The sequence below is a fragment of the Aeromonas sp. R5-4 genome (assembly GCF_040908215.1).
GTDB lineage: Bacteria > Pseudomonadota > Gammaproteobacteria > Enterobacterales > Aeromonadaceae > Aeromonas > Aeromonas veronii.
The window spans coordinates 1-25,096 of the sequence record NZ_JBFODG010000036.1 but is presented as its reverse complement, the minus strand read 5'-3'; the positions used below and the strand labels follow the sequence as shown (position 1 = coordinate 25,096).

Sequence of the window (25,096 nt, the reverse complement as noted above, 5' to 3'; positions counted from 1 at the left end):
CCGGGGTCGCCTCTCTTGTCTCTGTTCGGGCGTGAACTCAGCCCAGCTTGGCGCCGTTCTCCACCGCCTGCTCGGGAATGGCCATCACCACGGCGCCATCTGGCCGGTAGAAACCGGTCAGCAGAAACTCCGACTGAAACGGCCCTATCTGCTTGGTCGGGAAGTTGACCACGGCGATGATCTGGCGGCCCACCAGCTGCTCTGGCTGGTAGAGGGTGGTGATCTGGGCACTGCTCTTGCGAACCCCCAGTTCGGGGCCAAAATCCGCCCACACCTTGTAGGCCGGTTTGTGCGCCTCAGGGAACGGCTCGACCCGCACCAGAGTACCCACCCTCAACTCCACCATCTCGAAATCCTGCCAGCTAATCGTCTCCATTTCGGCTCCAGTTTATCGTGCACCTTGCATGACCCGCAGCATGGCCCAAAGAGAGCATCCCGTCTTCGGCGATCAGCCGTTTCGTTACGGCAGGCGGCCGTTTTGTTGGCGCCAGAGGGATGGAATGAGCCCGGTCTCGGCCAGGAAGCGCTCGCTGAAGGCCCCCTGATTCTGGTAACCACAACGGCTGGCAATCTCGCCGACGGGCAGCTGCGTGCAGGCAAGCAGGGTACACGCCAGCGCCATGCGCCGACTGCGAATGTAGTGGGAGACGCTCATCCCCAACTGCTGGCGAAAAGCGAGCTTGAACTGGCTCTGGCCAAGGCAGGCGATGGCGGCGAGTTGCTGATTGGTCAGCGGGGCGGCGAGGTTGGCATCGATATGGCGTTGCACCTTGAGGATGCGGGCGGCAAGACGCGGCGTGGCTGCGCTCTGCATCCCCTGCCCTTCAGCCAGCAGGGAGAGCCACACCTGCTCCATGCCCGCCACCTGTCGCCCTTCGGCCACCATGCGGTGCAGAAACGCGAGGTAGTGGCGCTGGGGCTCATCCAGCTCGATAAAGGGGTGAGCTGCCAGATCGCCGGGCAGCCAGTCGCTCTCCTGCACCAGAAACGAAAGCGCAGGATCGGCGGCGTAGTCGTGTCGCTCACCGGGGGCGATGATGCAGGCAGAACCGGGGGCAAGCCTGCGCCCCCGGCCCTGCACCTCGATCTCGAGGGGGCCGTCGAGGGGGATCACCAGCTGGGCAAAGTCGTGACTATGGCTGCAGACATGGTGGTGATAGTGGCGCAGGCTGAAGCGGGACATGGCAGATAGCAATGACGCGGCCAGGGCCGCGTCATTGGGGGTTATTCCTTGTCGAAATCTTCGATCTCTTTGCCCAGCGCTTCCATGATGGCGCGCGCTTCGGCAGGGACGCTGTCCGGATGATCCTTGCGCAAATCTTCGTCGCAAGGAAGCGGCTGGCCGGTGAAAGCGTGCAGGAAGGCTTCACAGAGCAGCTCGCTGTTGGTCGCATGACGCAGGTTGTTCACCTGACGGCGGGTGCGCTCATCGGTCAACACTTTCAACACCTTGAGCGGGATCGAGACGGTAATCTTCTTGACCTGTTCGCTCTTCTTACCGTGTTCCGCGTAGGGGCTGACGTAGTCGCCGTTCCACTCTGTTCCCATGACTCACCTGTTCTCATTTAGCCGTGAGCGCGGATTTTAACCCTTAAGGAAATTAATGGCAATCCAACAGCAAAGCCATTTAGACGTCTGGAAGTGTTGACGGCTTTTTTAAGCTGGCGTAGTGTGGTTGACCATGAGCCCGCAATGGCGGGATGGCGCGTGGCAGCAAGATGCCGGCGTGTGAAGAGACATCAAGGAGAGTGATATGACCCACAAGGCCACCCTGGCGGTTCGCACCGGGATTGAGACAGACCAGCAACACGGTGCCGTGGTGCCCCCCATCTACCTCTCCAGCAACTACACCTTTGCCGACTTTGGCGAGCCCCGTCAATACGATTATGCCCGCTCCGGCAATCCGACCCGCACCAATCTGGCGAACGCGCTGGCGGCGCTGGAAGGGGGCGCTGGCGCCGTGGTCACCGGCACCGGCATGGGCGCCGTCCATCTGGTCACCACAGCACTGCTCAAGGCTGGGGATCTGCTGATTGCCCCTCACGACTGTTACGGCGGCACCTGGCGCCTGTTCGAGTATCTGGCGGCCAAGGGCCACTACCGGGTGCAGTTTGTCGATCAGGGGGATGAGGCCGCACTGGCCGCCGCGCTGGCGCAAAAACCTGCGCTGGTATGGGTCGAGACACCCTCCAACCCGCTGCTGCGGGTGGTGGATATCAGCGCCATCGCCAGCGCCGCCCACGAGGTGGGTGCACAGGTAGTGGTGGACAACACCTTCCTCTCCCCCCTGCTGCAACAGCCGCTCGCACTTGGTGCCGATGTGGTGGTGCACTCCACCACCAAGTACATCAACGGTCACTCAGACGTGGTGGGCGGGGTGGCGATTGCCAAGGAGGCCGCACTGGCCGAGTCGCTGGTGTGGTGGGCCAACTGTCTGGGGCTCACCTCCGGGGCATTCGATTCCTACCTCACCCTGCGCGGCCTGCGCACTCTGGCCCCCAGATTGCGCACCCATCAGGAGAACACCGATCGCATCCTCGCCTTCCTGCAACAGCAGCCGCTGGTGAAACGCATCTATCACCCCAGCCTGCCGAGCCATCCGGGCCACGATATTGCGCGCCGTCAACAGTCCGGCTTCGGCGCCATGCTAAGTTTTGAACTCGATTGCAGCGAGGCAGGCATTCGCGCCTTCCTCGCGGCCCTCGCCCTCTTCTCGGTGGCCGAGTCTCTCGGCGGAGTGGAGAGTCTGGTGGCCCATCCGGCCAGCATGACTCACAGGGCCATGACCCCGGTCGCGCAGCAGGCAGCAGGTATCAGCGCCCAGCTGCTGCGGTTGTCGGTCGGTATTGAACACGGTGAAGATCTGGTGGCCGATCTGGCACAGGCTTTTGCACAGGCGCAGCAGGCAGAACAGGTAGCGAAGTAATGGAACAGCAGCAACAAGGAGAGATCGCGGTGGCAACAGAAGCAGGCTTGAAGCGACGTCACGTCCACAAATTCGGTGGCAGCAGTCTGGCGGATCCGGTCTGTTATCGCCGGGTCGCCAGCATCGTTGAACAACAGGTGGGTGGGGATGAACTGATCGTAGTCTCCGCCGCCGGCAAGACCACCAACCGCCTGATCCAGCTGGTGGAGCTGGCCGAAGCAGGTGATGAAGCCGCTGGTGAAGCTATCTCCGCCCTTCACGCCTATCAGCAGGGGCTGATCGACGGCCTGCTGGAAGGTGAACTGCAGCTCGATCTGAGCAAGCAGCTGGCCGACGACATGCAGCTGATCGCCAAGACGCTTGAGGGGCAGTTTGACCGCTTCGCCCGCAACGGCCTGCTCGCCTTTGGCGAGGTGTGGTCGGCGCGCCTGCTGGCTGCCCTGCTCACCAGCCGCGGCGACAAGGCTATCTGGCTCGATGCCCGCAGCTTCCTGCGTGCCGAGGATGGCGCTCTGGTCAAGGTGGATACTGCGCTCTCCAGCGAGCTGCTCAAGGCGCGACTTGCGGAGCATGCCGGTCGCATCGTTGTGACCGGCTTTATCGCTGCCGACATGGAGGGGCGATCCCTGCTGCTCGGCCGCAACGGTTCCGACTACAGCGCCAGCCTGTTGGCGCTGCTGGCGGACGGCGAATCCACCACCATCTGGAGCGACGTGGCCGGGGTCTACAGCGCCGACCCGCGTCGGGTGAAAGAAGCACGCCTGCTGGAGCGCCTGAGCCTCGCGGAAGCCAACGAGCTGGCCCGTCTTGGCTCCTCGGTATTGCACTCGCGCACCTTGCAACCTGTGGCCGACAGCCGCCAGCGCCTCACTTTGCGCTGCAGCTACAACCCGGACGAGGGCTGTACCCATATCCTGCGCCGCGCCCCCCGCTCCGGCGGCGCCCGCATCGTCTCCTCGGTGGATCAGATCGCCCTCATCGAGCTGAAGGTGCTGCCGCAGACCAACTATGAGCAGACGGTGGCCACCATCGAGGCCCATCTGGCCCGTCACCGCCTCAACCCGCTCACCCTGCAGCGCCAGCCGGATCGCCGGATCCTGCGCCTCGCCTACACCCTCGAGGTGGCACAGGGCGCCTTCGAGCTGCTGCGCGACTTCCAGCTGCAAGGGAGCTTCACCGGCCTCATCCAAAAAGAGGGGTTCAGTCTGGTTGCGCTGGTCGGAGCCGGGGTCACCGACAACGCGGAGCAGTGTCACCGCTTCTATCAGCTGCTGGCGGATCAACCGCTGGAGTTCGTACAGGTGGCCCGAGATGGCCTGAGTCTGGTGGCGGTGCTGCGTCAGGTAGTGCTGGAGCCGCTGCTCATCGCCCTGCACAGCGCCCTCTTCAGCCGCCCGACCCGGGTTGGACTGGTGGTGTTCGGCAAGGGCAATATCGGCGGCCACTGGCTGAGCCTCTACGCCCGCGAAAAGGCACGGCTGGAACATGAACTCAATCTGGCGCTCACCCTCTACGGGGTATTCAGCTCGGAAGGGGGCCTGCTCGATGAAGAGGGGCTCAACCCCCTGAAGGTACAGGACAACTTCAATCCCAAGCCGCTGATCTGGCCGGAGTTGCTCTCCCAGCTTGAACAGCACGGCTTTGATGCACTGGTTGCGCTGGACATGACCGCCAGCGAAACGGTGAGCCGCTACTATCCGGATTTTGCCCAGCTCGGCATTCATATCATCGCCGCCAACAAGTTTGCCGGTGCCGCCGACAGCGAGTTCTACCAGCGCATCAAGCAAACCTGCCGTGACCATCAGGTGCAGTGGCGCTACAACGCCACCGTGGGAGCCGGGCTGCCAATCCAGTCCAGCATCCAGATGCTGCGCCAGAGCGGCGACCGCATTCAGGGGGTCTCCGGCATCTTCTCCGGCACCCTCTCCTGGCTGTTCCAGCAGTATGACGGCACCCGCCCCTTCTCCGAGTTGGTGGACGAGGCGTGGCAGCACGGCCTGACCGAGCCGGATCCCCGCGAGGATCTCTCCGGTCAGGACGTGCGGCGCAAGCTGCTTATTCTGGCGCGGGAAGCAGGCTTTGAGCTCGACTCCGCCGATATCGAGCTGGAGAATCTGGTGCCCGTCCCGCTGCGCAAGGTGACAGCCGATCAGTTCATGGACAGACTGAAAGAGCTGGATGGCCCGATCCAGACCGCCTTCGAAGGGGCCAAGCGCCTCGGCAAGGTGCTGCGCTACGTGGCCCGCTTCGAGCATGACGGCAAGGCGCGGGTCGGACTGGAGGCGCTGGAGCCCCACCACCCGTTTGCCAACCTCTTGCCGTGCGACAACATCTTCGCCATCGAGAGCGACAGCTACCGCACCAACCCGCTGGTGATCCAGGGGCCGGGGGCGGGTCGCGAAGTGACCGCCGCCGCTATCCAGTACGATCTGTGGCAGATCTGCGCCAGCCTCTAAGGTGATATGCAAAGGGAGCAGCACTCAGCTCCCGCGCACAATAAAAAAGCCCGAGTCGATGACTCGGGCTTTTTGCAGAATGCCGTTTCGATTAGGAGAAGCAGGCCTGCAGCACGTAGAAGATGGCGATAGCCAGAATGGCACCTGCAGGCAGGGTGATGATCCAGGAGACCACGATGTTGCGCAGTACCCCCAGATTCAGCGCCGCAATACCGCGCGCCAGACCGACACCCATCACAGCACCGACCAGGGTCTGGGTGGTGGAGATGGGCAGACCGGTACCGGAGGCAATCACTACGGTCGCGGCAGTCGCCAGCTGGGCAGCAAAACCACGGCTCGGGGTCAGGTGAGTGATGCCGGTACCGACCGTCGCCATCACCTTCTCGCCCATGGTCGCCAGACCGATCACGATACCGATACCGCCCAGCGGCAGGATCCACCAGGCAATGGCAGCCTGACTGGAAATCTCGCCACCGGAAGCCACGATAGAGGCCACCGCAGAGAGCGGGCCAATGGCGTTGGCCACGTCGTTTGAGCCGTGGGCAAAGGCCATGGCACAGGCAGTGATCACCATCAGGATGCCGAACACCTTCTCCACGTTGGCGAAGTGCATCTTGCTGTCATCCTGCGGGTTGTACTTCTGACCGCGAATGTAGATCCAGCCGGCAAACGCCACTGCGATGGAGATGGCGATGGAGAGCAGAATGCCCTCGCCATCGCTCAGGTGCAGACCGACGTGGGTCAGCCCCTTCTTGATGGTCACCAGACAGATCACCAGCGCAGTCAGGAACATGTAGAACGGCACATAGCGCTTGGCGTTGTTCAGGGGATCATCGGTGTTGAAGATAAGCTTCTGCACGCTGATGAACATGAAGTAGGCGATGACACCTGAGATGGCCGGGGTGATGACCCAGGAGCCGACGATGCCGCCAAACTTGCTCCACTGCACCGCTTCCGGGCCAATGCTCACCACCGCAAAACCGACGATGGCACCGATGATGGAGTGAGTGGTGGAAACAGGCCAGCCGAAGTAGGAGGCGAGGATCAACCAGGCGCCGGCCGCCAGCAGGGAGGCGATCATGCCGAGCACCAGCAGGTCCGGGCTATCGACAAACGCATTGCTGTCGATGATGCCGTTACGGATGGTGGCCGTCACTTCGCCACCGGCCAGATAGGCACCGGCAAATTCGAAGATCATGGCAATGATGATCGCCTGACGGATGGTCAGGGATTTGGTGCCGACCGATGTCCCCATGGCGTTGGCAACGTCATTCGCGCCAATACCCCAAGCCATCAAAAAGCCGAACAAGGCCGCCACGAGCACCAGAGTGGTGCCGTAATTCGCGATAATGTCCATTAATAGTGTTTACCCAGTCAGTCGATTACGAACGAGCCAGCATCAGTTCCAGACGGGCGCCTACGCGCTCGGCCTGATCTGCCAGGTCACCTACCCATTCGAGGATCTTGTAAAGGAACATCACATCGATCGGATTGTAATTGTGCTCAACCGCTTGCAGCTGTTGGCGCAGTCCGATCTGCATGGTGTCTGTATCGTCCTCGATCAGATCCAGCTGGTGGATCATCTCGGCAACCATTTCCACTTCCCGTCCTTTGAAGCCGGTCTCGAGCAGCTCGTCGAGCTCCCCGATCGCTTTCTCGGCCTGAGCGGTCGCATCAATACAACGTTTGAGGTAAGCCATGAAATCCGTCCGCATTTCAGCGGGGAACTCCATGCGACGGCCAAGCATGCGGCCGGAGATATCCTTGGCACGGTTGGCAATCTTGTCTTGCTGGGTCAACAGCTCCAGCAGGTCGGTACGTGCAACCGGCAGGAACAGGCCGCGAGGCAGTTTCAGACGGATTTCACGCTTGAGGGTATCTGCCTCTTTTTCCAGCTGGGCGATCTGCTGCCGGATCTTCTCGGCATCTTCCCAACGGTCTTCGGCAACGGCGTCAAAGAAGGGAACCAACTGCTGGGAGCACTGGTGAACCTTGACGATATGCTTCTGCAGCGGCTTGATGGGGGACTTGGCAAAAAGCCCCAAAATAGTATTTACTGGCATGGCCAAACCTGTGTCGGTGAAAAAACACTCGATACGATTTTATGAGGCGCGCATGGTAACCGAACTGCGCCCTCAATTAAACCGCGAATTAATCTAGTCGTCTCGCGGGCATTATATCCCCGCGACCCGAATCCTGCCCCCCAAAGTTGCCTGCCAGCCCGGAATGACTATGCAAACTGAGATCGAGATAAAGTTTTTTGTCGCCCGCGATATTCAACCCGAGTTATCCAACCTGCTGAATTCTCTTGAGATTAAAGAATCATCACAACAGCAGCTCGGCAACGTCTATTTCGACACGCCGACCCTTGCCCTGCGTCGTCTGGACATGGGGCTGCGTATTCGCCGCTGCGATGCCTTCGCCGAGCAGACCATCAAATGCCGCGGCCAGGTGGTGGGCGGCCTGCATGCCAGACCCGAGTACAACGCTCCCGTGAGCGGCGATCTGCCGACCCTCTCGGCCTTTCCCGATGAGATTTGGCCGACTCTGACCGAGCGTGACCACATTCAGCAGCAGCTGGTCGCCCAGTTTCGCACCGACTTCCTGCGCCGCCACTGGCTGATCGCCTTCGAGGGGACCGAGATTGAACTGGCCTGGGATCAGGGAGAGATAGTCGGCAGTCAGGGCAGCACCACCATCAACGAACTGGAACTGGAGCTCAAATCAGGCGCTACCGCGGCGCTGTTTGCACTGGCCCAACGCCTCGCCACGCTTGGTGGACTGCGCCTTGGCGCCCAATCCAAGGCCCAGCGCGGCTATCGACTGGCTGGTCTTGGCAAACCGCTGGCCCTGCAGGCGCTGGTCGAACATGAAGGTATGGATGGTATAACGGGGGTAAGCGAGGGGCTGCGCCACTGGCAGCATCACGAGCAGCTCTGGCTGGAGCATCCTCAGGATAAAGGCATTCAACAGCAGGCACTCGCAGCCCTGTGCCAAGGGATCGATCTGGTCGCCCGCAGTGCGGCCACGCTGCCACAACCAGCGCCCTGGCTACCCGCCCTGACCAACCTGCAAACCCATCTGCGAGCCCAGTCGGACGAACATGACCAGTGGCCTGCCGAGCTGGCCGATCTCTTCCTCTATCCGGCGTATGTCGAGTTGCAGCTGGCCATCGCCGCATGGCTGCATCACGCAGCCTGAGCGTGGCCATACCGGTACTAAAGGTCGGAAATAAAGACCGGAAACAAAAGCTGAAAACAAAACGGGTGAGCCTTGGCTCACCCGTCTTGCATTACAGCAGGTTGAGCTGCTGCATGGCGCTGCGAATGCGCTCGCGAGTCGCCTCCGACAGCGGCATCACTGGCAGGCGACACTCCTCGCTGCAGAAACCGAGCAGGGAAGCGGCATATTTGGCACCAGCCGGGCTCGGCTCGGCAAACATCGCCTGATGGAGCGGAATGAGCTTGTCTTGCAGCTCACGCGCTTCTTGCCACTTGCCCGCCAGCGTGAGGTTCTGCACCTCGGCCACCAGCTTGGGCGCCACGTTGGCGGTCACAGAGATACAGCCCTGACCACCGCCGATGTTGTAGGCCACAGCCGTGGCATCTTCACCGGATAGCCAGGCGAAAGGCTTTTTGATCAGCTGGCGTTCGGTCCAGGGGCGCGCCAGATCGCCAGTCGCGTCTTTCACCCCGGCAATGCGCGGCAGTTCGGCCAGACGGGCCAGGGTCGCGGGTTGCACGTCAACGATGGCGCGCGGCGGGATGTTGTAGACGATTATCGGCTTGGCGGTGGCATTGTGTACCGCCTTGAAGTGGTGGTAGAGCCCCTCCTGATTGGGACGGTTGTAGTAACCGGCCACATGCAGAGTGGCATCAGCCCCCACCCGCTCGGCATGGAGGGTATATTCGATGGCTTCGACCGGATTGTTGGAGCCCGCTCCGGCAATCACCGGAATACGGCCAGCGACCTGTTTGACCACCAGCTCCACCACCCGGCAGTGCTCGTCGTGGGTCAGGGTCGGACTTTCCCCCGTGGTGCCCACCGGCACAATGCCGTGAGTGCCCTGCTCGATATGCCACTCCACCAGACGCAGCAGCGCCTCTTCATCCAGCTTTCCCTGTCGAAACGGGGTGATCAACGCAACGATTGAACCTTGAAACATGGGATCTCCTTCTCCTAAATGACGCGCATATGGCAATAAAAAACCCCGGTACGATGTGCGCAACCGGGGTTTGAAGCTTCTCAGGGATGAGAGGTTACGCGCGAACGTCGGCAGGCCCGAATTTCAGGCTTTTTTTGTGCTTTCGTTTCAACCCGTTGAACCGCATTTCGTCATCTCTGGTCAAAAAATGGTGTCTGGGCATATTTCGGGAACACGGCATAAATGTCAAGGCGAAAGGGGCTATGTATAATGGCCGCCCAAAATTGCGTGGAGAGACCCGATGAGCAGCCCTATCAGTGCCGTCAGCCAGATGCTGGAACGAAACCAAGCCCTCTTTGTCGGCAAGCGGCTACTTGTCTGCGGCGCGCTGGAGGATGACTACCCCCGCCAGCTAGCGAGCCTGGCCCAGACCCTGACCGTCTTTACCACCGATTACTGCTACTACCGCAGCCAACAGGCCGCCCTCGGCGAGGCTATCCTGTTCGACCACCAGCTCGGTGGCGTCCCTCGCTTCGATGCCCTGTTGCTGCTGATGCCCAAGGCCAAGGCAGAGGCACAATACCTGCTGGCCATGATGACCCCCTTGCTGGAAGCGGGTGCCGATCTGTTCCTCGCCGGTGAAAACCGCGGCGGCATCAATGGCGCCGACAAGCTACTGGCCCCCTATGGCGAAAAGCCGATCAAGCGCGATTCGGCCCGCCGCTGCTCCCTCTATCATGGTGAGCTGAGCAAGCCGGTTGAACCTTTCAATCTGGATAGCTGGTTTGGCCGCTATCAGTGCAAGGCCGGTGATACCGAGCTGACCGTGCTGGCGCTGCCCGGTGTCTTCAGTGCTGCCGAGCTGGATCTCGGCACCCAGATGCTGCTGGCCGCCGTGCCACCGATGAAGGGCGAGCTGCTCGATTTCGGCTGCGGCGCCGGGGTAATTGGGTCTGTGCTGGCCAAGCGCAATCCGGATCTGCGGGTCAACATGGTGGATATCAGCGCACTGGCACTCGAATCGAGCCGCCGCACCCTGGCGATCAACGGTCTGCAGGGCAAGGTCACCGCTTCCGATGTCTACTCGGATGTCTCCACCCGTTTCCAGCACATCGTCTCCAACCCGCCATTCCATGCGGGTCTCAAAACCTTCTATGCGGCAACCGAGCAGTTCCTGGCCAAGGCGCCGGAATTTTTGCTGTCAAATGGTTCGCTGACCATTGTTGCCAACGCCTTCTTGCGCTACCAGCCTATACTGGAGACACACTTCAAACGGACTGAAGTGATCAGCAGTGATGCCAAATTCAAGGTCTATCTGAGCAAAGTGTAATTAAGTGTAAGCAGTACAAGAAAACAGCTAGAGAGCCCCATACGGGATCTGGTAAGGTACTAAGAGCACGATAAAAACCACCCCTTTAGGGGTGTTTTTATGCCGAGCTTTGAAAACCTTTTCATGTTGTTCATTCAGGGAGAGAAATACGATGGCAGGCATATTGACCATGATCCTGGCTGGTGGCGAAGGTACTCGCCTGCAGCCTCTGACCACTACCCGCAGCAAGCCTTCCGTCCCCTTTGGTGGCAGCTACCGGCTAATCGACTTTGTCCTCAACAACTTCGTCAACGCCGACTTTCTGCGCATCTATGTACTGACCCAATTCAAATCCCAGTCCCTCTACCTGCACATGAAGAAGGGCTGGAATATCGTCGGCATCACCGACCGCTTTATCGACCCTATCCCGGCACAGATGCGGATGGGCAAACGCTGGTATGACGGCACCGCCGATGCTATCTACCAGAACCTCGGTTTTATCGAGCGAGCCGAACCGGATCACGTCTGCATCTTCGGCTCCGACCACATCTACAAGATGGATGTGAGCCAGATGGTCACCTTCCACAAGCAGAAGAACGCCGCCATGACGGTCGCGGCACTTCGCATGCCCATCGAAGAGGCGAGCGCCTTCGGGGTGATCGAGGTGGATACCGAAGGGCGGATGATCGGCTTTCAGGAAAAGCCGAAGCAGCCCAAGCACATTCCCGGCGATCCGACCCAGGCGCTGGTCTCCATGGGCAACTACATCTTCGAGACCGATGCCCTCTGCCGCGAGTTGAAGCGGGATGCCGCCGAGGAGAACTCCAGCCACGACTTTGGCAAGGATGTGATCCCGAGCCTCTACCCGCGTGCCCCCGTCTATGTCTATGACTACAGCACCAACGTCATCCCCGGCGAGAAACCGCACGTCTACTGGCGGGATGTGGGCACCCTCGACTCTTATTGGCAAGCGCACATGGACCTGGTGGCCGACAATCCCCCCTTCTCCCTCTATAACCGCAAGTGGCCCCTGCACACCCACTATCCGGCACTGCCACCGGCCACCTTCATCGACAGCGACGAGTGCAAGGTGAAGATCGCCAACTCGCTGATCTCCGCCGGTTGCTTCATTCAGGGCAGCCAGATCCAGCGATCCATCCTTGGTTTCCGCTGCAATATCGGCGCGTGCAGCCATATCAGTGAATCCGTGTTGCTGGGGGATGTGAAGATTGGCGAAGGGTGCTCCATCCGGCGCGCCATCATTGATAAAAACGTTGAAATTGCGCCAGGCACCGTTATCGGTGAAAATCTGGACCACGATAGAGAGCGATTTACCGTATCCGAAGGCGGTATCGTGGTGGTACCTAAGGGAGCAAGAGTTGGCTATTAACCCACTGAAAATCCTGTTTGTTGCCTCGGAAGTTGAGGGGCTGGTCAAAACCGGGGGCCTGGCCGATGTCGCCAGAGCCCTGCCGATGTACCTGGCCCAGAAGGGACATGATGTCAGGATCATGTTGCCCTTCTACAAGACGATAAAGCGACGGGATGAGGCCAGACTGGTTGCGTCACGCTGGCTGCCAACCCACCCCGGGCTGCCGGATATCGGTTATCGCATCTACCAGATGGAGCTGGATGGCGTCTGCGTCTATCTGCTCGATTGCCCGCAATATTTCGATCGTCCCCAGCTCTACGCCGAGAACAATCAGGCCTATCCGGATAATGGCGAGCGCTTTGCCTTCTTCTCGGCCGCGGCCCTCCATGCCTGCGAGCAGCTCGGCTTTGCCCCGGATATCGCCCACTGCAATGACTGGCACACCGGCCTGCTGCCACTGCTGCTGAAAACCCGTCACGCCCACAACCCCTTCTTCCAGCAGACCCGCAGCGTGATCAGCATTCACAACGCGGCGTTTCAGGGGGTGTTTGGCCGCGAGCAGTTCTGGGCCATGCCCGAGATCGCCGACTACGAACGCCGCATCAACTACGACTACGGCCACGTCAATCTGCTCAAATGCGGGGTGCTCTACGCCGACAAGATCAATGCGGTCAGCCCCAACTATGCCCAGGAGCTGCTGACTCACCTCGGCGCCCACGGCATGGCGCATATCTTCCAGCAACGGGCGGCGGATCTCTGCGGCATCCTCAACGGCTGCGACTACAAGGACTGGGATCCTGAGTTCGACGAATTCCTGCCTGCGACCTACAGCATCGACAACATGGCTGGCAAACAGCTCTGCAAAGAGAGCCTGCAACAGGAGGCGGGGCTGGCCGTGGCGGACTTGCCCATCTACGGCATGGTTTGCCGCCTGACCGAGCAGAAGGGCGTTCCCCTGCTGCTTCCTGCGCTGGAGAAATTCCTCCACCATCAGGTACAAGTGGTGATCGTCGGCTCTGGCGATCCAGCGCTCGCCACGCAACTGCAAACCATGGCCCGGGATTATCCGGGCAAGCTCGCCTTCATCAACACCTATGACGATCGACTGGCTCATCTGGTCGAAGCCGGTGCCGACTTCTTCCTGATGCCCTCGCTGTTCGAGCCTTGCGGCCTCAACCAGATGTACAGTCTCGCCTATGGCACTCTGCCACTGGTGCGCGCCGTGGGTGGTCTGAAAGATACCGTGGTGGATTGGGATGCCGATCCCGAGCATGCCACCGGCTTCTGCTTTAACGATCCGACTGCCGCCATCCTGCTCGATACCATGCGCCGCAGCCTGCTCTATTTCCTGCAGGACAAGGAGCGTTTTGCCAAGGTACAACGCAATGCCATGAACACCCGCTTCAACTGGCCTGACTCGGTCACCCAGTATGAACGGATGTATCAGAGCGCATTGGGCCGTTACTGAACGCCAAACGTCAGCTGATTGCTGAAGTTTTGTACCCTTGGCGCCACTTTGGGCGTCAACAGCGAAAAAAGTCCCCTTTGGCTGTTGACGCTCCCCCAAAACTCTATAGAATCCCCCTCCGCAGTGATGCGAAGGTGGCGGAATTGGTAGACGCGCTAGCTTCAGGTGTTAGTGTCCCACGGATGTGAGGGTTCGAGTCCCTCTCTTCGCACCAATACTGCCATGCTGATTCAGCAGCATGTAAATCCAACTAGAAAACCCGAATGTGCGAAGGTGGCGGAATTGGTAGACGCGCTAGCTTCAGGTGTTAGTGCCCCCCGGGTGTGAGGGTTCGAGTCCCTCTCTTCGCACCATGCTTCTCCAGACAGCATGTAAATCAAAACTGGTAACACAATGTGCGAAGGTGGCGGAATTGGTAGACGCGCTAGCTTCAGGTGTTAGTGTCCCACGGATGTGAGGGTTCGAGTCCCTCTCTTCGCACCATGCTTTATCCAGACAGCATGTAAATCCAGACTGGAAACCCGAATGTGCGAAGGTGGCGGAATTGGTAGACGCGCTAGCTTCAGGTGTTAGTGCCCCCCGGGTGTGAGGGTTCGAGTCCCTCTCTTCGCACCATGATTCTGACATGTAAACACAGAGCAATGCGCTCCAACCGCATTTAAAAACCAGCTGGAGAAAATCAGTGTGCGAAGGTGGCGGAATTGGTAGACGCGCTAGCTTCAGGTGTTAGTGTCCCACGGATGTGAGGGTTCGAGTCCCTCTCTTCGCACCATTCATTACGCAAAAGGCCCATCACGAAAGTGATGGGCCTTTTGTTTTTACTCCTTGTTATGGCTATGCTTTTGACGACTCCCCGCTCATCGTCATGCCAAGGAACGCATATGATACTGGATACCGACATTCACAACTTTTACGAACATCTGGTGCTCAAGGAGATTGAGAAACAAGGGCTGCAGCAAAAGCTCAACAGCGATCAGATGGCCGACCTCTGCTGCCTTACCCTCAACCAGCTTCCGGCCCACTATATTCGCCACAATGTCGACATGATCTACTTCCTGACCGACGCCAAGCGTACCGAAATGGAGAAACTGGTGGTCGAATCGCTCAAGGTGGCACAGCAGAAGATCAAGCAGGCTCCCGTCAAAAGCTCATAACCAGGGCTGCTGCCAGAGCAGGGTGACGATACCGGTCAACCCGGCCACTGGCAGCAAGATCAAGGCGGGCCGCAATCCGGGCTCCAGCATCACCCAGGCAGCCAGCAGAAAACCTACACTCCAGGTGCCGTACTCTTTATCCTGACCCCATGCGAGTACGGCCACCGCCACCAGCAACATCATCCCCCGCAATATCCAGCGCATTATTTTCTCCCCAACCAACAATTGATAATAATTATCATCTTCATCTGCTGGTGATGCAAGTGGCGTCACGGGTAAGCTTCGTATGTGACCATTTGTGTCAACAGGCCGCTCAAAAACGGGTTATGAGATCAACTAATTTGTGATTTTTTCAATCAAATGTGCATTTTTGCCAATTTGATGGGGCTTTAACCCGCCGGGTTTGTGGTAGATTGCGGCCTCTTTTTGGGTTGCCTCCTCGGGATCGATGTATCCACAGGACGAGAGGGAGTGACCTTGGCGAGCAAGAGTTTAGGAAGTATCTATGCAAAACCAACAAAACCACATCCGACTACCGGGCATGGCACAGGTATTTGCCTGTCTGGCCATTTTCCTGGCCTTGGCATTCTCGTTCACCAGCGTGCTCGATCTGCCGATCCAGCTGGCGTTGTTCATCGCCTGGTTCGTCATCATGGGGCTTGGCATCAAACTCGGCCACGATTACAAATCCCTGGAACAGGCAGCCGTTGACGGCGTTGCCAAGGGGATGGGGGCCATCCTGATCCTGGTCTCCGTCGGTGCACTGGTCGGCACCTGGATTGCCGGTGGCATAGTCCCCAGCATCATCTACTTCGGCCTCAAGGTGATCCATCCGTCCATCTTCCTGCTGGCAACCCTGATCATCTGCTCCCTGACCTCGCTGGCCACCGGCACCTCCTGGGGCTCTGCCGCCACCGCCGGTATCGCCATGATGGGGATCGGCCACAGCCTCGGCGTGCCTGCGCCGCTGGTAGCCGGTGCCGTGCTCTCCGGCGTCTACTTCGGTGACAAGCTCTCTCCGCTCTCCGACTCAGTAGTGCTGGCTTCGACCATGTCCAACGTCGACGTGGTGGAACATATCAAAGGGATGCTGCCCATCAGCCTGCTCTCTTATGTCATCACCGCCGTGCTGTTCACCGTGGTGGGCATGCAGTATTCGGGCAATGTCAGCCTGGAGCAGGTCAATCTGGTGATGGAGGCTCTCGACAACCAGTTCAATATCACCCCGCTGGCCATAGTCCCCGTGGTGCTGGTGCTGGGTCTGCTGGCCAACCGCAAACCCGCCTTCCCGGTGATCAGCTTCGGCGCCCTGCTGGGCCTGATCTGGGCAATCGCCTTCCAGGGCATGGATCCGGTCAAGGCGATGCACTCGGCTTATAGTCCGTTTGCCATCACCTCCGGCATCGACTTTATCGACAACATTCTCGGGCGCGGCGGCATGGAGTCCATGCTGGGCTCGGTCGCGGTCATCATCTTCGGTCTCGGGTTTGGCGGCCTGCTGGAGAAGGTCGGTATTCTGGAAGTGATCGCCAGCGCCTTTGAGAAGCGCATCAACAGCGTCGGCAGCCTGACCAGCCACACCATCGGCACCGCGTTTCTGGCCAACGTGTTTGGCTCAGCCATGTATGTGTCGCTGATCCTGACCCCCAAGATCATGGCCAAAAACTACGACCGACTGGGACTGGCGCGCAAGAACCTCTCTCGCAACGCCGAGTTTGGCGGCACCCTCACCTGCGGCATGGTGCCCTGGAGCGACAACGGCATCTTCATGGCCGGGGTGCTGGGGGTGGCAACCCTCGACTACCTGCCCTACATGTGGCTGAGCTTCACCTGCATCATTGTGACCATCACCCTCGCCTACATGGGCAAGGCAGTGAACCGGATCCCGCTGGTCGCGGCGGCAAGCTCCCGCTAAGCCATTCTGCAAACAACAAAGGCGCCATCGAGGCGCCTTTGTTGTTTCAGAGAAATGCTGTTTGATGGAGCACACTGAGCACCACAAACAAAAACAGCCCTCGTTGCCGAGAGCCGTTTCATCAGACCGATACGCCGATCAGATGGAGAAGCTGGAGCCACAGCCACAGGTCGTGGTGGCGTTGGGGTTGGTCACGGTGAAACGTGAGCCTTCCAGACCCTCGGTGTAATCCACACTGCCGCCTACCAGATATTGCAGGCTCATGGGATCGATCACCATGGTGACGCCATTCTTCTCGACTACGGTGTCCCCGTCGTTGATCTTCTCATCAAAGGTAAAGCCATACTGGAAACCGGAGCAGCCCCCACCCGTGATGTATACCCGCAGCTTCAGCTCGGGATTCTCTTCCTCGGTGATCAGGTTCTTCACCTTGTTGGCCGCCGCATCCGTCATCTGGATGGGCAGCGGGGCTTCTGCTACTGCACTCATTACTGACCTCACAACCATTAGATCCACAAACATGGAAACCGCGAAATTATCCAATACCCGACCATTCAGTTCAAGTATTCACCACGTTTAACCGGCAGCGGGAACCGGAGCAGGCGGTGCGGCGACCAGCGGCTTGATCACCTCGCCCCACTCAACCAGCAGCTCTTGCGCCGGTTGCCTGCCATCCTTGTTGATGGTGACACGGATCCGATCCGGCACAAAGCCTTCCGGCAACTGCCAATTCCCTTCCAGCAGCTGGAAATAACGCAGGGCATAACGCCACTCGCTCACCTTCATTCCGAGATCGCGACCGGTCAGCGTCTTCGGCTTGTCGGCCAGGCTCCCCTCGACTCGGATCTGCACCTGACCACGGAACAGCTCCCGCTTTTTGGCGGGCTGGGTCAGGGCGAGACGGTAGTGGTAACGACCGGGAATGCTGGTCTCCTGCAGGGTCAGGTTGTCGATCACCACCCCCACCTGTTCGCCGGTGGGGCGCATGATCCGCTCGAAAAAGGCCAGCTGGCGCTTGAGCTCCTGCACCTGCGCCTCCTGACTCTTCAGGGTGGTCTGCAACTGCTCGAAGGCCGCTTTCTGGGTCGCCAACTGGGTATCTTTTACCCCCAATTCGGTCTTGAGCTGGCCGATGGCCTTGCCCTGACGATCCAGCGTCTCCTGCTGTACCACCAACAGACTGCTCTGGGCCAGCTCCTGACGGTTACCGACAAAGTAACCGATGAGCCCGCCAACGGCTAACACGACCAATAACTTCAATAGATTGGACATAGCCCCTCATCCCGTTATCACGCCATTTACGGCAGCGCCTCTTCCTTCACTATACCGCCCGGACCGAGGCCAAAGGCGATAAAGGGAAAAATTAACTGGCCGTGGCGCTGCCATCACCCCGCTTTTGACGCGCGGCGAGCCGTAAAGTTCGCTCCAGGATCTGTGAATAGATGGGTCGGCCACCCAGCCACTGGGCAACCAGAGTCGCCCCGACCGTGGTAATCATCATCGGCAGGATCAGCTGATAGTTGTCGGTCATCTCGGTGACCAGCACGATACCCGTGATGGGGGCGCGCACGGTGGCAGCAAAGAGAGCCCCCATTCCGGCGATGGCAAAGGCGCCGGGCTCGATGCCCAGCTCCGGAAACGCCGCATGAAACAGATGGCCAAACACCACGCCAAACAGGGTGCCCAGCGCCAGGGTTGGCGCAAACACCCCGCCCGGGGCACCGGAGCAGAAGCAGATGAGGGTCGCAACCAGCCGCACCGAGAAGATGAGGAACAGGGTCGCCATCGCATACTCATCCCCCATCAGATGAGGAATAAGCTCAGTGCCGCCGCCCGTCACCGCGGGGGCAAACAGCGACAGCACACCAAACGTTCCGGCGACCAGCATGCCGATGGCTACAAAACGGTGGCGCTTGTTCTGATGCAACGCCAGATAGCCATCCTGACAGGCCAGCACCAGCTTGTTGAAGACAAAACCGAGCACCCCGAAGGTGGCCCCCATAAAGAGGAACAGCCAGAGCGCCTTGAGGGCTGGCGCATCGTAGTGCGGCAGAGTGATCACCGCCCCCTGCCCTTTCATGTTCTGCAACATCAGGGTCGCCATGATGGCGGAGATCCCCACCGCCTTGATGGCCAGAAAGGAGTAGCGGAATTGCGGCCGCATCTCCTCCATCACAAACAGAATGCCCGCCAGCGGCGCATTGAAGGCTGCCGCCAGACCGCCCGCCGCACCGGCGGCCAGCAGGGCATGGCCATGCTCCTTGGGCAACCGGAAGATATCCGCCACCATCTTGCCGAGGTTGCCGCCGATCTGTACCGAAGGCCCCTCCCGCCCCAGCACCATGCCGGAACTCAGGGTGCAGATGCCACCGAAGAACTTGACCGGCAACACCCGCCACCACCGCACCGGGCGCAGATCGTCCATCGCCCCCTCGATCTCGGGAATGCCGGAGCCCCCCGCTTCCGGGGCAAAGGTATGAGTGAGGAAGTAACCGACAAATCCCAGCAAGGCGCTGAAGCCAAAGCCAAGCAGACCGAGCTGCCACCAGGGACGGTCTGCCAGCAAGGCGATACGTTGTTCTGCCAGCCAGTGGACACCAGATTCGAACAGACCGCACACCAGTCCGGCCAGGGTGCCGACCAGCGCCGCCAGCAACAGCACCAGCAAGGGCATCTTGTCTTGCCGGATAATGCGGGAAAGCGGCCCCCGCGAAGAGGTATCGGCTTCAGAGGAGAGAGCTTGTTGCGCCATCTTGTTACACCAACTTGGAAAAACCATATCGTCAGCTAGCTGAGATCAGGATCACCCGGCGCGTTGCTCGGCTGCCCAGGGCTGGGGCTTTCTGCTATAGTCGGCCCGTTAAATTTTTGTCACGGGAGCAGACCGAGAGTCCGGGTGGCGAGAGCGCAAAGCATACTCCTGATGCTCCGGCCTGCCGAGTCTCAATCGGCTGCAATCCCTTGTGTGACGACCAAAATCCCATTAAGGATGATCCATGTCAAAATCAGATCAGCTGTTTGAACAGGCCCGCCAGACCATTCCGGGTGGCGTCAACTCACCGGTCCGCGCCTTCAATGGGGTCGGCGGCACGCCCCGCTTCATCGATCACGCCGATGGCGCCTACCTCTATGATGTGGATGGTCAGGCCTACGTGGATTACATCGGATCCTGGGGCCCCATGCTGCTGGGTCACAACCACCCGGCCATCAAAGCCGCCGTCATCAAGGCCGTTGAGAAGGGGCTGAGCTACGGTGCGCCGACCGAGATCGAAGTGCTGATGGCCGAGAAAGTCCGCCAGATCGTCCCCTCCATGGAGCAGGTGCGGATGGTCAACTCCGGCACCGAAGCCACCATGAGCGCCATCCGTCTGGCCCGTGGCTACACCGGCCGCGACAAGATCGTCAAATTCGAGGGTTGCTACCACGGCCACGCCGACTCCCTGCTGGTCAAGGCAGGTTCCGGCGCCCTGACCTTGGGTCAGCCCAACAGCCCGGGCGTTCCGGCCGATTTCGCCAAACACACCCTGACCTGCGTCTTCAATGATCTGGATTCGGTGCGTGAAGCCTTCACCCAGTACGGCAGCGAGATCGCCTGTATCATCGTCGAGCCGGTCGCAGGCAACATGAACTGCATCCCGCCGGTCCCCGGCTTCCTGGAAGGGCTGCGCGCCATCTGTGACGAGTTCGGCGCCCTGCTGATCCTGGACGAGGTGATGACCGGCTTCCGCGTCTCCCTGCGCGGTGCTCAGGGTCACTACAACATCGACCCGGATCTCACCACCCTCGGCAAGATCATCGGTGCCGGCATGCCTGTGGGCGCCTTCGGCGGCAAGAAGAAGGTGATGCAGCACATTGCCCCGACCGGCCCTGTCTATCAGGCGGGTACTCTCTCCGGCAACCCGGTGGCCATGGCGGCCGGTCTGACCATGCTGGATCTGCTGCTGGAGCCGGGTCTCTATGAGCAGCTGAGCGCCAAGACAGCTCGTGTTGCCGAGGGACTGAAAGCGGCCGCCGCCAAACACGGTATCCCGCTCGCCATCAACTATGTGGGCGGCATGTTCGGCTTCTTCTTCACCGACGAGCCCGAAATCACCCGCTACGAGCAGGTCACTCGCTGCGATATGGAACGCTTCAAGCGCTTCTATCACCTGATGCTCGAAGAGGGCGTCTATCTGGCGCCGAGCGCCTACGAGGCAGGCTTCCTGTCGCTGGCTCACGGCGACAAGGAGATTGAACACACTCTGGCCGCCGCCGAACGCAGCTTCGCCAAGCTGGCTGGCTAAATCGCCGCTGGTTGTCGCAAAGGGCCCGTCATGGGCCCTTTTCTATTACAGAGACTCCATCACCACACAGGGCGGCAATACGCCCATTTCTGGTGCATTACCCCCTCGTCATCCACCGATTTGTCATTCTCTGGTGCAACTTACCCCGCCATCCCTGTCATAAAGCAGGCCCACTATTTGCACATTCTCCACAAGAGCCCACGTCACCGAGGTCCATATGGCAGAGATGAGCCCCATCGATGTGCTGCGGCGCTATCAGGAGTATCAGGAGGAGCTGACCCCGCTACTGCAGGGGCTGCTCAGCGCCCCCCTTGTCTCGCTCAAGGGGTATCCCTTTGTGGTCAGCATTGACCACTATCAGGGGCCGATGTGCATCCAGCCTGCGGCACCGGTCGCCCATAACCGGTTGCACCTTATCGTGCAGGGGCAAGGACGGGAGATCACCGTCTGTCTGAATCAGCTGATTGGCTGGTTGATGGGGGACAGGGAGCGCCGCCGCGCCATGCCCTGGTTCAAGGCGGTCTATGTGGTGCTCAGCATGGCGCTGTTTTTGATCGTCGCCACCCTGATCTGGCACGGGCTGGAGCAGCTCTACCAGCTATTGTGCGGCGAGCAGCAGAACCAGCTCGGCGCCTTTAGCGCCATCATTTTCCTGACGCTGGCACTGGCGGTGTTCGATCTGGGCAAGACCATTCTGGAAGAGGAGGTACTGCTGCATAAGGATATCTTCCGCCACAGCGCCATTCGCCGCACCATCACCCGCTTTATCGCCGCCATTCTGATCGCGGTCTCCATCGAGGGGCTGTTGCTGCTGTTCAAAGGCTCGCTCGGCCAGAGCGAGCTGCTCTGGCCAGCGGTCGGAGTGATGGGGTGTGCGGTGGGTTTGCTGCTGGCGCTTGGCCTCTATGTTTTTCTGGGGGCCAAGGCCGAAGCGGCACTGGTACAGGCTAGCCTGCGCTCTCCACCGTCAGCTGCACAGGGGAGCGACGCGCCGCCCGCCAGGAAGCGTACATGGTCCAGGAGGTATAGATGACGATAAAGGCAACCAGCCACTTCAGCATCTCCATATCCATGGACTTGACCAGCATGGCGGCCAACACCACACCGATGGGGCCGAAGATGGCTACCGCCAGCACCGCCTTGGCATCGAACGCCCCTTTGCGGATAAAAGTGCCTGCGGAGAAAACGCTAAGCACGGCGGTGGAGCCCATCATGATGGGAAACGCCGCCAGCGGATTCATCCCCAGCAGATAAACCAACGTCATGCAGGGGGCAAACAAGCCGATACCGACATTCATCAGCACCCCGAAGATGAAATTGCCGAGCAGGGCGATCGCCAACTTGTAGCCGCTGAGCCCCATCGCATCGCCGCCTACAGGGAAAAGCCCCAGCAAACCGGCAAAGATAAACCCTGCGACGACCAGTAAGGAGATAGCCATCACCAACCGGATGGTCTGCCGATCAAATGAGGCCACATGACGAGCGCCCCAGGCCGCTCCAGCTGCGGCGGCCATCATCATGCTGATCAGCGTCAGCGGCTCCACTGCTACTGCGCCGACGAAGATCAGCGACTGAGTCACGGTTGGCAGCACGCACTGCCCATTGAGGGTCCCCGGCAACACCCGATCATCGATCAGCTTGAACTGCTTGTAGCAGGCGGTCTTTACCGCAAAGCTGCCCACCCCCAGGGTATCGAGGAAGTTGGCAACCCCACCGATCAACGCCACCGGCCAGAAGGGGGTCGCTTCAAAGGATCCACTCTGCTTCTTCCGCCAGCAGGCTTGCACCAGCATAAAGACGAATACGAGGCCTCCGGCTATAAAAACCAGCCGTAAAATATCAACTAACATAGGGGTTTCTCCTGCAACGGGCGGCGATTCTAAGGCAAGCAGCAGAAAAAATCTTGACCGGAATTAAGCAATGCTCACGACACGCCTCTGCAAGGCGAAATATTTATCAATAGACTCCGAACGACTCTGCTAATACTTGTTACTGAGGCCAACAGGCCGGGTCCTGAGCACGTTGTTATGGTCCTTTCGCGACGACCACTTGTGCCAAAGGACATAATAAAAAAGAGGGCCGGTAGTGATACCGACCCTCTTTCTGTATCTGGCCGGGGCGCTGGGCACTCGACCATGACAACCGCTTATTGAATGCTCTTGCCGGCACGCACGTCCTTGATAAACCCCTTCAGGCTGGCCAGATCACGGGGAGCACCGCGCAGGATCTGATCACCGATGATGAAGGCCGGGGTACCGGAGATACCGAGCGCTTCAGCCAGCGCACGGTTGGTACCGAGGTTCTGGTCAATGCTGCCATCCTTGATCTTGGCTTCCACCTTGCTCCAGTCAACACCAGCCGCCACAGCCAACTGCTTGACCTGTGCTTCATCAGCGAGCGGGCCCTGATGGGTATAGAGCTTCTCGTGGAACGCCTGGTACTTGTCAGGCTGACCCAGCTGGACCGCCAGCGCAGCACGGGCGGCGAAGTAGGAGGACTCGCTCAGAATGGGGAACTGCTTGTAGATGTACCGGATATCTTTGTCTTCCGACATCAGCTGCTTGACCAGCGGATGGGCCCGTTTGCAGTAACCGCAGTTGTAATCGAAAAACTCCACAATGGTCAGCGACGCCTTCGGATTCCCCATCTCGGGATCCTGATTGGCATAAAGCTGCTTGGAGTGAGCCTTGATCAGCGCCTTGTCACTCTCGGCCTGCTGGCTCTCCTGCTTGGCACGCAGGGCATTGGACATCTCGACCAGGATCTCGGGATTCTTGACCAAATAGTCGCGAACGATTTGCTCGACATCGCTTTTGGTCAGCTCGCTTGCATGTACCGGCGTCGCCAGCAGGGTCACACCAGCCAGCGCGCAAAACAGGGCATTTTTAATAGTCATAACGTTATCTTGCAGAGGATATGATAGAGGCCACTATAGTGGTTGAGTCTGTTTTCAAGTCAAGTTATCTGGCCAAAAAAGCGCTTGATGCCCCCTGATTGCCACTTTTTCATGTCATTTAGCGCAATTAACCAGCAATCGAACCGGACGGGGATTTACAAGCCGGATCAGCATGGTAATATTCGCCGCACTGCTGCGGAGGGGTGGCAGAGCGGCTGAATGCACCGGTCTTGAAAACCGGCGATGGGCGACCATCCGTGGGTTCAAATCCCACCTCCTCCGCCATTCATACCGAGCCCATGCAACCATGTTGCGTGGGCTTTTTATTTGCCTCCGATTTGTCATTCCTCATAGATCTCAACACATTAGCCTTCTTCAGCGCCCCCATTAATTTTCCCACCTGCAGGCTCAATAGCCACCACAAGATCCCCTACCAACATCTAACCTCTGCGTTCCTGCGGGTATCCCTTCCCAATTCCTTATTACCCCAAACAACAAGGACCCAAAGCAGCAACCACTGCGCCTGCGTGTTAGCACAGCCAACACACTCTCTGGCATAACGTCAGTGGGCGACTAACAAAATCATGGACAAACAGAGGGCTCAAAAAGAAAGACTTCAGCTAACACAAGACGCAGATGCCCAGGAAAGATCGCAAGCAAGAGATCGTAGCGTACAGGCGAGCATAGGATTCGTGGGTCATGACTACGCCAGAGCCGCCATACAGAGCGACAGCGGTTCAGTGAAGAAAGAGTACCAAGCGGAACATCAGGCTATTTTTGGAACCAGAAAACAGCGAAGAGTAACAATAAGAACAGAGGGGAAGAGATAAGATGGGTCAATTATCAGGCGACTTACTGAATTTCAGCCAATAAAAAACCCCGCTCGATGAGCGGGGTTTCTTGTATTGGGTGCCTGGCAGTGTCCTACTCTCGCATGGCGAATGCCACACTACCATCGGCGCTACCGCGTTTCACTTCTGAGTTCGGCATGGGATCAGGTGGTTCCACGGCGCTATGGCCGCCAGGCAAAAATCTTCAATCTGTGAAAGCTGATGTAAGTAGTTCGCTTGGTATTTGCTACAAGCCTTAGAACACTTCTTGGGTGTTGTATGGTTAAGCCTCACGGGTAATTAGTATGGGTTAGCTCAACACATCACTGCGCTTACACACCCC

22 protein-coding genes, 6 tRNA genes and 1 rRNA gene are annotated in these 25,096 nt (G+C 59.2%); 16 read left to right on the top strand and 13 right to left on the bottom strand.

What is annotated here, in order from left to right; all coding sequences use genetic code 11:
- Positions 1 to 37: 37 nt before the first annotated feature.
- The 3 genes from AB5Y83_RS20285 to metJ all read right to left on the bottom strand — a co-directional run bounded on the left by AB5Y83_RS20285 (position 38) and on the right by metJ (position 1,548).
- A complete protein-coding gene (locus AB5Y83_RS20285; protein WP_216952140.1) occupies positions 38 to 376 on the bottom strand; it encodes a tRNA-binding protein in 339 nt (112 codons plus the stop codon).
- Between the two features lie 84 nt (positions 377 to 460).
- Entirely contained in the window at positions 461 to 1,183 is a 723-nt protein-coding gene (locus tag AB5Y83_RS20280; protein WP_216952141.1) for an AraC family transcriptional regulator, read from the bottom strand.
- A gap of 41 nt (positions 1,184 to 1,224) precedes the next feature.
- Entirely contained in the window at positions 1,225 to 1,548 is a 324-nt protein-coding gene (gene metJ / locus AB5Y83_RS20275; RefSeq protein ID WP_005343046.1) for a met regulon transcriptional regulator MetJ, read from the bottom strand.
- Positions 1,549 to 1,753: 205 nt separating this feature from the next.
- Here metJ and metB point away from each other — a divergent pair, with 205 nt between their 5' ends.
- Both metB and AB5Y83_RS20265 read left to right on the top strand, forming a co-directional pair.
- Positions 1,754 to 2,926: a cystathionine gamma-synthase gene (gene metB, locus AB5Y83_RS20270; RefSeq protein WP_216952142.1), complete on the top strand. Its 1,173-nt coding sequence runs from the start codon at positions 1,754 to 1,756 to the stop codon at positions 2,924 to 2,926.
- Entirely contained in the window at positions 2,926 to 5,382 is a 2,457-nt protein-coding gene (locus tag AB5Y83_RS20265; RefSeq protein ID WP_216952143.1) for a bifunctional aspartate kinase/homoserine dehydrogenase II, read from the top strand. Before metB ends, AB5Y83_RS20265 begins: the two co-directional genes overlap by 1 nt.
- Before the next feature lie 91 nt (positions 5,383 to 5,473).
- Here AB5Y83_RS20265 and AB5Y83_RS20260 read toward each other — a convergent pair whose 3' ends face one another.
- Positions 5,474 to 6,739 carry an inorganic phosphate transporter gene (locus AB5Y83_RS20260; RefSeq protein ID WP_005343043.1) on the bottom strand — a complete coding sequence of 422 codons (1,266 nt, stop codon included), beginning with the start codon at positions 6,737 to 6,739 and terminating at the stop codon, positions 5,474 to 5,476.
- A 25-nt stretch (positions 6,740 to 6,764) separates the two neighbouring features.
- Complete coding sequence (locus AB5Y83_RS20255) at positions 6,765 to 7,445, bottom strand: TIGR00153 family protein (RefSeq protein WP_005340244.1); 681 nt, start codon at positions 7,443 to 7,445, stop codon at positions 6,765 to 6,767.
- A gap of 169 nt (positions 7,446 to 7,614) precedes the next feature.
- Here AB5Y83_RS20255 and AB5Y83_RS20250 point away from each other — a divergent pair, with 169 nt between their 5' ends.
- Positions 7,615 to 8,583, top strand: coding sequence for an inorganic triphosphatase (locus AB5Y83_RS20250; RefSeq protein WP_368175856.1), 969 nt, complete (start codon positions 7,615 to 7,617; stop codon positions 8,581 to 8,583).
- A gap of 91 nt (positions 8,584 to 8,674) precedes the next feature.
- On the opposite strand, the gene dapA is transcribed toward AB5Y83_RS20250, so the two are convergent.
- Positions 8,675 to 9,547: a 4-hydroxy-tetrahydrodipicolinate synthase gene (dapA, locus tag AB5Y83_RS20245; RefSeq protein ID WP_368175855.1), complete on the bottom strand. Its 873-nt coding sequence runs from the start codon at positions 9,545 to 9,547 to the stop codon at positions 8,675 to 8,677.
- A 280-nt stretch (positions 9,548 to 9,827) separates the two neighbouring features.
- Here dapA and rsmC point away from each other — a divergent pair, with 280 nt between their 5' ends.
- From rsmC to AB5Y83_RS20200, 9 genes are all read left to right on the top strand, one after another.
- Positions 9,828 to 10,856: a 16S rRNA (guanine(1207)-N(2))-methyltransferase RsmC gene (rsmC, locus tag AB5Y83_RS20240; protein WP_368175854.1), complete on the top strand. Its 1,029-nt coding sequence runs from the start codon at positions 9,828 to 9,830 to the stop codon at positions 10,854 to 10,856.
- Positions 10,857 to 11,007: 151 nt separating this feature from the next.
- Positions 11,008 to 12,225, top strand: coding sequence for a glucose-1-phosphate adenylyltransferase (glgC, locus tag AB5Y83_RS20235; protein ID WP_005340236.1), 1,218 nt, complete (start codon positions 11,008 to 11,010; stop codon positions 12,223 to 12,225).
- Positions 12,215 to 13,675 carry a glycogen synthase GlgA gene (gene glgA, locus AB5Y83_RS20230; RefSeq protein ID WP_368175853.1) on the top strand — a complete coding sequence of 487 codons (1,461 nt, stop codon included), beginning with the start codon at positions 12,215 to 12,217 and terminating at the stop codon, positions 13,673 to 13,675. The genes glgC and glgA overlap by 11 nt, the downstream gene beginning before the upstream one ends.
- Before the next feature lie 128 nt (positions 13,676 to 13,803).
- A tRNA-Leu gene (locus AB5Y83_RS20225) sits at positions 13,804 to 13,889 on the top strand.
- A 53-nt stretch (positions 13,890 to 13,942) separates the two neighbouring features.
- Positions 13,943 to 14,028 (top strand) — tRNA-Leu (locus AB5Y83_RS20220).
- A 44-nt stretch (positions 14,029 to 14,072) separates the two neighbouring features.
- A tRNA-Leu gene (locus tag AB5Y83_RS20215) sits at positions 14,073 to 14,158 on the top strand.
- Between the two features lie 46 nt (positions 14,159 to 14,204).
- Positions 14,205 to 14,290, top strand: a tRNA-Leu gene (locus AB5Y83_RS20210).
- Between the two features lie 71 nt (positions 14,291 to 14,361).
- Positions 14,362 to 14,447 (top strand) — tRNA-Leu (locus tag AB5Y83_RS20205).
- 109 nt (positions 14,448 to 14,556) lie between these two features.
- Complete coding sequence (locus tag AB5Y83_RS20200; RefSeq protein ID WP_005343036.1) at positions 14,557 to 14,829, top strand: late competence development ComFB family protein; 273 nt, start codon at positions 14,557 to 14,559, stop codon at positions 14,827 to 14,829.
- On the opposite strand, the gene AB5Y83_RS20195 is transcribed toward AB5Y83_RS20200, so the two are convergent.
- Positions 14,824 to 15,033, bottom strand: a complete 210-nt coding sequence (locus tag AB5Y83_RS20195; RefSeq protein ID WP_005343034.1) for a hypothetical protein — start codon at positions 15,031 to 15,033, stop codon at positions 14,824 to 14,826. The genes AB5Y83_RS20200 and AB5Y83_RS20195 overlap by 6 nt on opposite strands.
- Before the next feature lie 301 nt (positions 15,034 to 15,334).
- Between AB5Y83_RS20195 and nhaC the strand changes: the two genes are divergently transcribed.
- Positions 15,335 to 16,744, top strand: coding sequence for a Na+/H+ antiporter NhaC (nhaC, locus tag AB5Y83_RS20190; protein WP_005357819.1), 1,410 nt, complete (start codon positions 15,335 to 15,337; stop codon positions 16,742 to 16,744).
- A gap of 138 nt (positions 16,745 to 16,882) precedes the next feature.
- Here nhaC and erpA read toward each other — a convergent pair whose 3' ends face one another.
- The 3 genes from erpA to clcA all read right to left on the bottom strand — a co-directional run bounded on the left by erpA (position 16,883) and on the right by clcA (position 19,496).
- On the bottom strand, positions 16,883 to 17,233 hold the full coding sequence (gene erpA / locus AB5Y83_RS20185) for an iron-sulfur cluster insertion protein ErpA (protein WP_005340225.1): 351 nt from the start codon (positions 17,231 to 17,233) through the stop codon (positions 16,883 to 16,885).
- Positions 17,234 to 17,320: 87 nt separating this feature from the next.
- Entirely contained in the window at positions 17,321 to 18,016 is a 696-nt protein-coding gene (locus tag AB5Y83_RS20180; protein WP_005343032.1) for a DUF6776 family protein, read from the bottom strand.
- Positions 18,017 to 18,107: 91 nt separating this feature from the next.
- Entirely contained in the window at positions 18,108 to 19,496 is a 1,389-nt protein-coding gene (gene clcA / locus AB5Y83_RS20175) for a H(+)/Cl(-) exchange transporter ClcA (RefSeq protein ID WP_033136489.1), read from the bottom strand.
- Between the two features lie 244 nt (positions 19,497 to 19,740).
- Here clcA and hemL point away from each other — a divergent pair, with 244 nt between their 5' ends.
- Complete coding sequence (hemL, locus tag AB5Y83_RS20170; protein WP_029302267.1) at positions 19,741 to 21,027, top strand: glutamate-1-semialdehyde 2,1-aminomutase; 1,287 nt, start codon at positions 19,741 to 19,743, stop codon at positions 21,025 to 21,027.
- 217 nt (positions 21,028 to 21,244) lie between these two features.
- Positions 21,245 to 22,060: a hypothetical protein gene (locus AB5Y83_RS20165; RefSeq protein ID WP_368175852.1), complete on the top strand. Its 816-nt coding sequence runs from the start codon at positions 21,245 to 21,247 to the stop codon at positions 22,058 to 22,060.
- Here the strand turns inward: AB5Y83_RS20165 and AB5Y83_RS20160 are convergent.
- A complete protein-coding gene (locus AB5Y83_RS20160) occupies positions 21,975 to 22,877 on the bottom strand; it encodes a TSUP family transporter (RefSeq protein WP_368175851.1) in 903 nt (300 codons plus the stop codon). The genes AB5Y83_RS20165 and AB5Y83_RS20160 overlap by 86 nt on opposite strands.
- 296 nt (positions 22,878 to 23,173) lie before the next feature.
- Complete coding sequence (locus AB5Y83_RS20155; protein ID WP_064337414.1) at positions 23,174 to 23,923, bottom strand: DsbA family protein; 750 nt, start codon at positions 23,921 to 23,923, stop codon at positions 23,174 to 23,176.
- Between the two features lie 197 nt (positions 23,924 to 24,120).
- On the opposite strand from AB5Y83_RS20155, the gene AB5Y83_RS20150 reads away from it, so the two are divergent.
- A tRNA-Ser gene (locus tag AB5Y83_RS20150) sits at positions 24,121 to 24,208 on the top strand.
- 626 nt (positions 24,209 to 24,834) lie between these two features.
- On the opposite strand, the gene rrf is transcribed toward AB5Y83_RS20150, so the two are convergent.
- A 5S ribosomal RNA gene (gene rrf / locus AB5Y83_RS20145) occupies positions 24,835 to 24,949 on the bottom strand.
- Positions 24,950 to 25,096 lie beyond the last annotated feature (147 nt).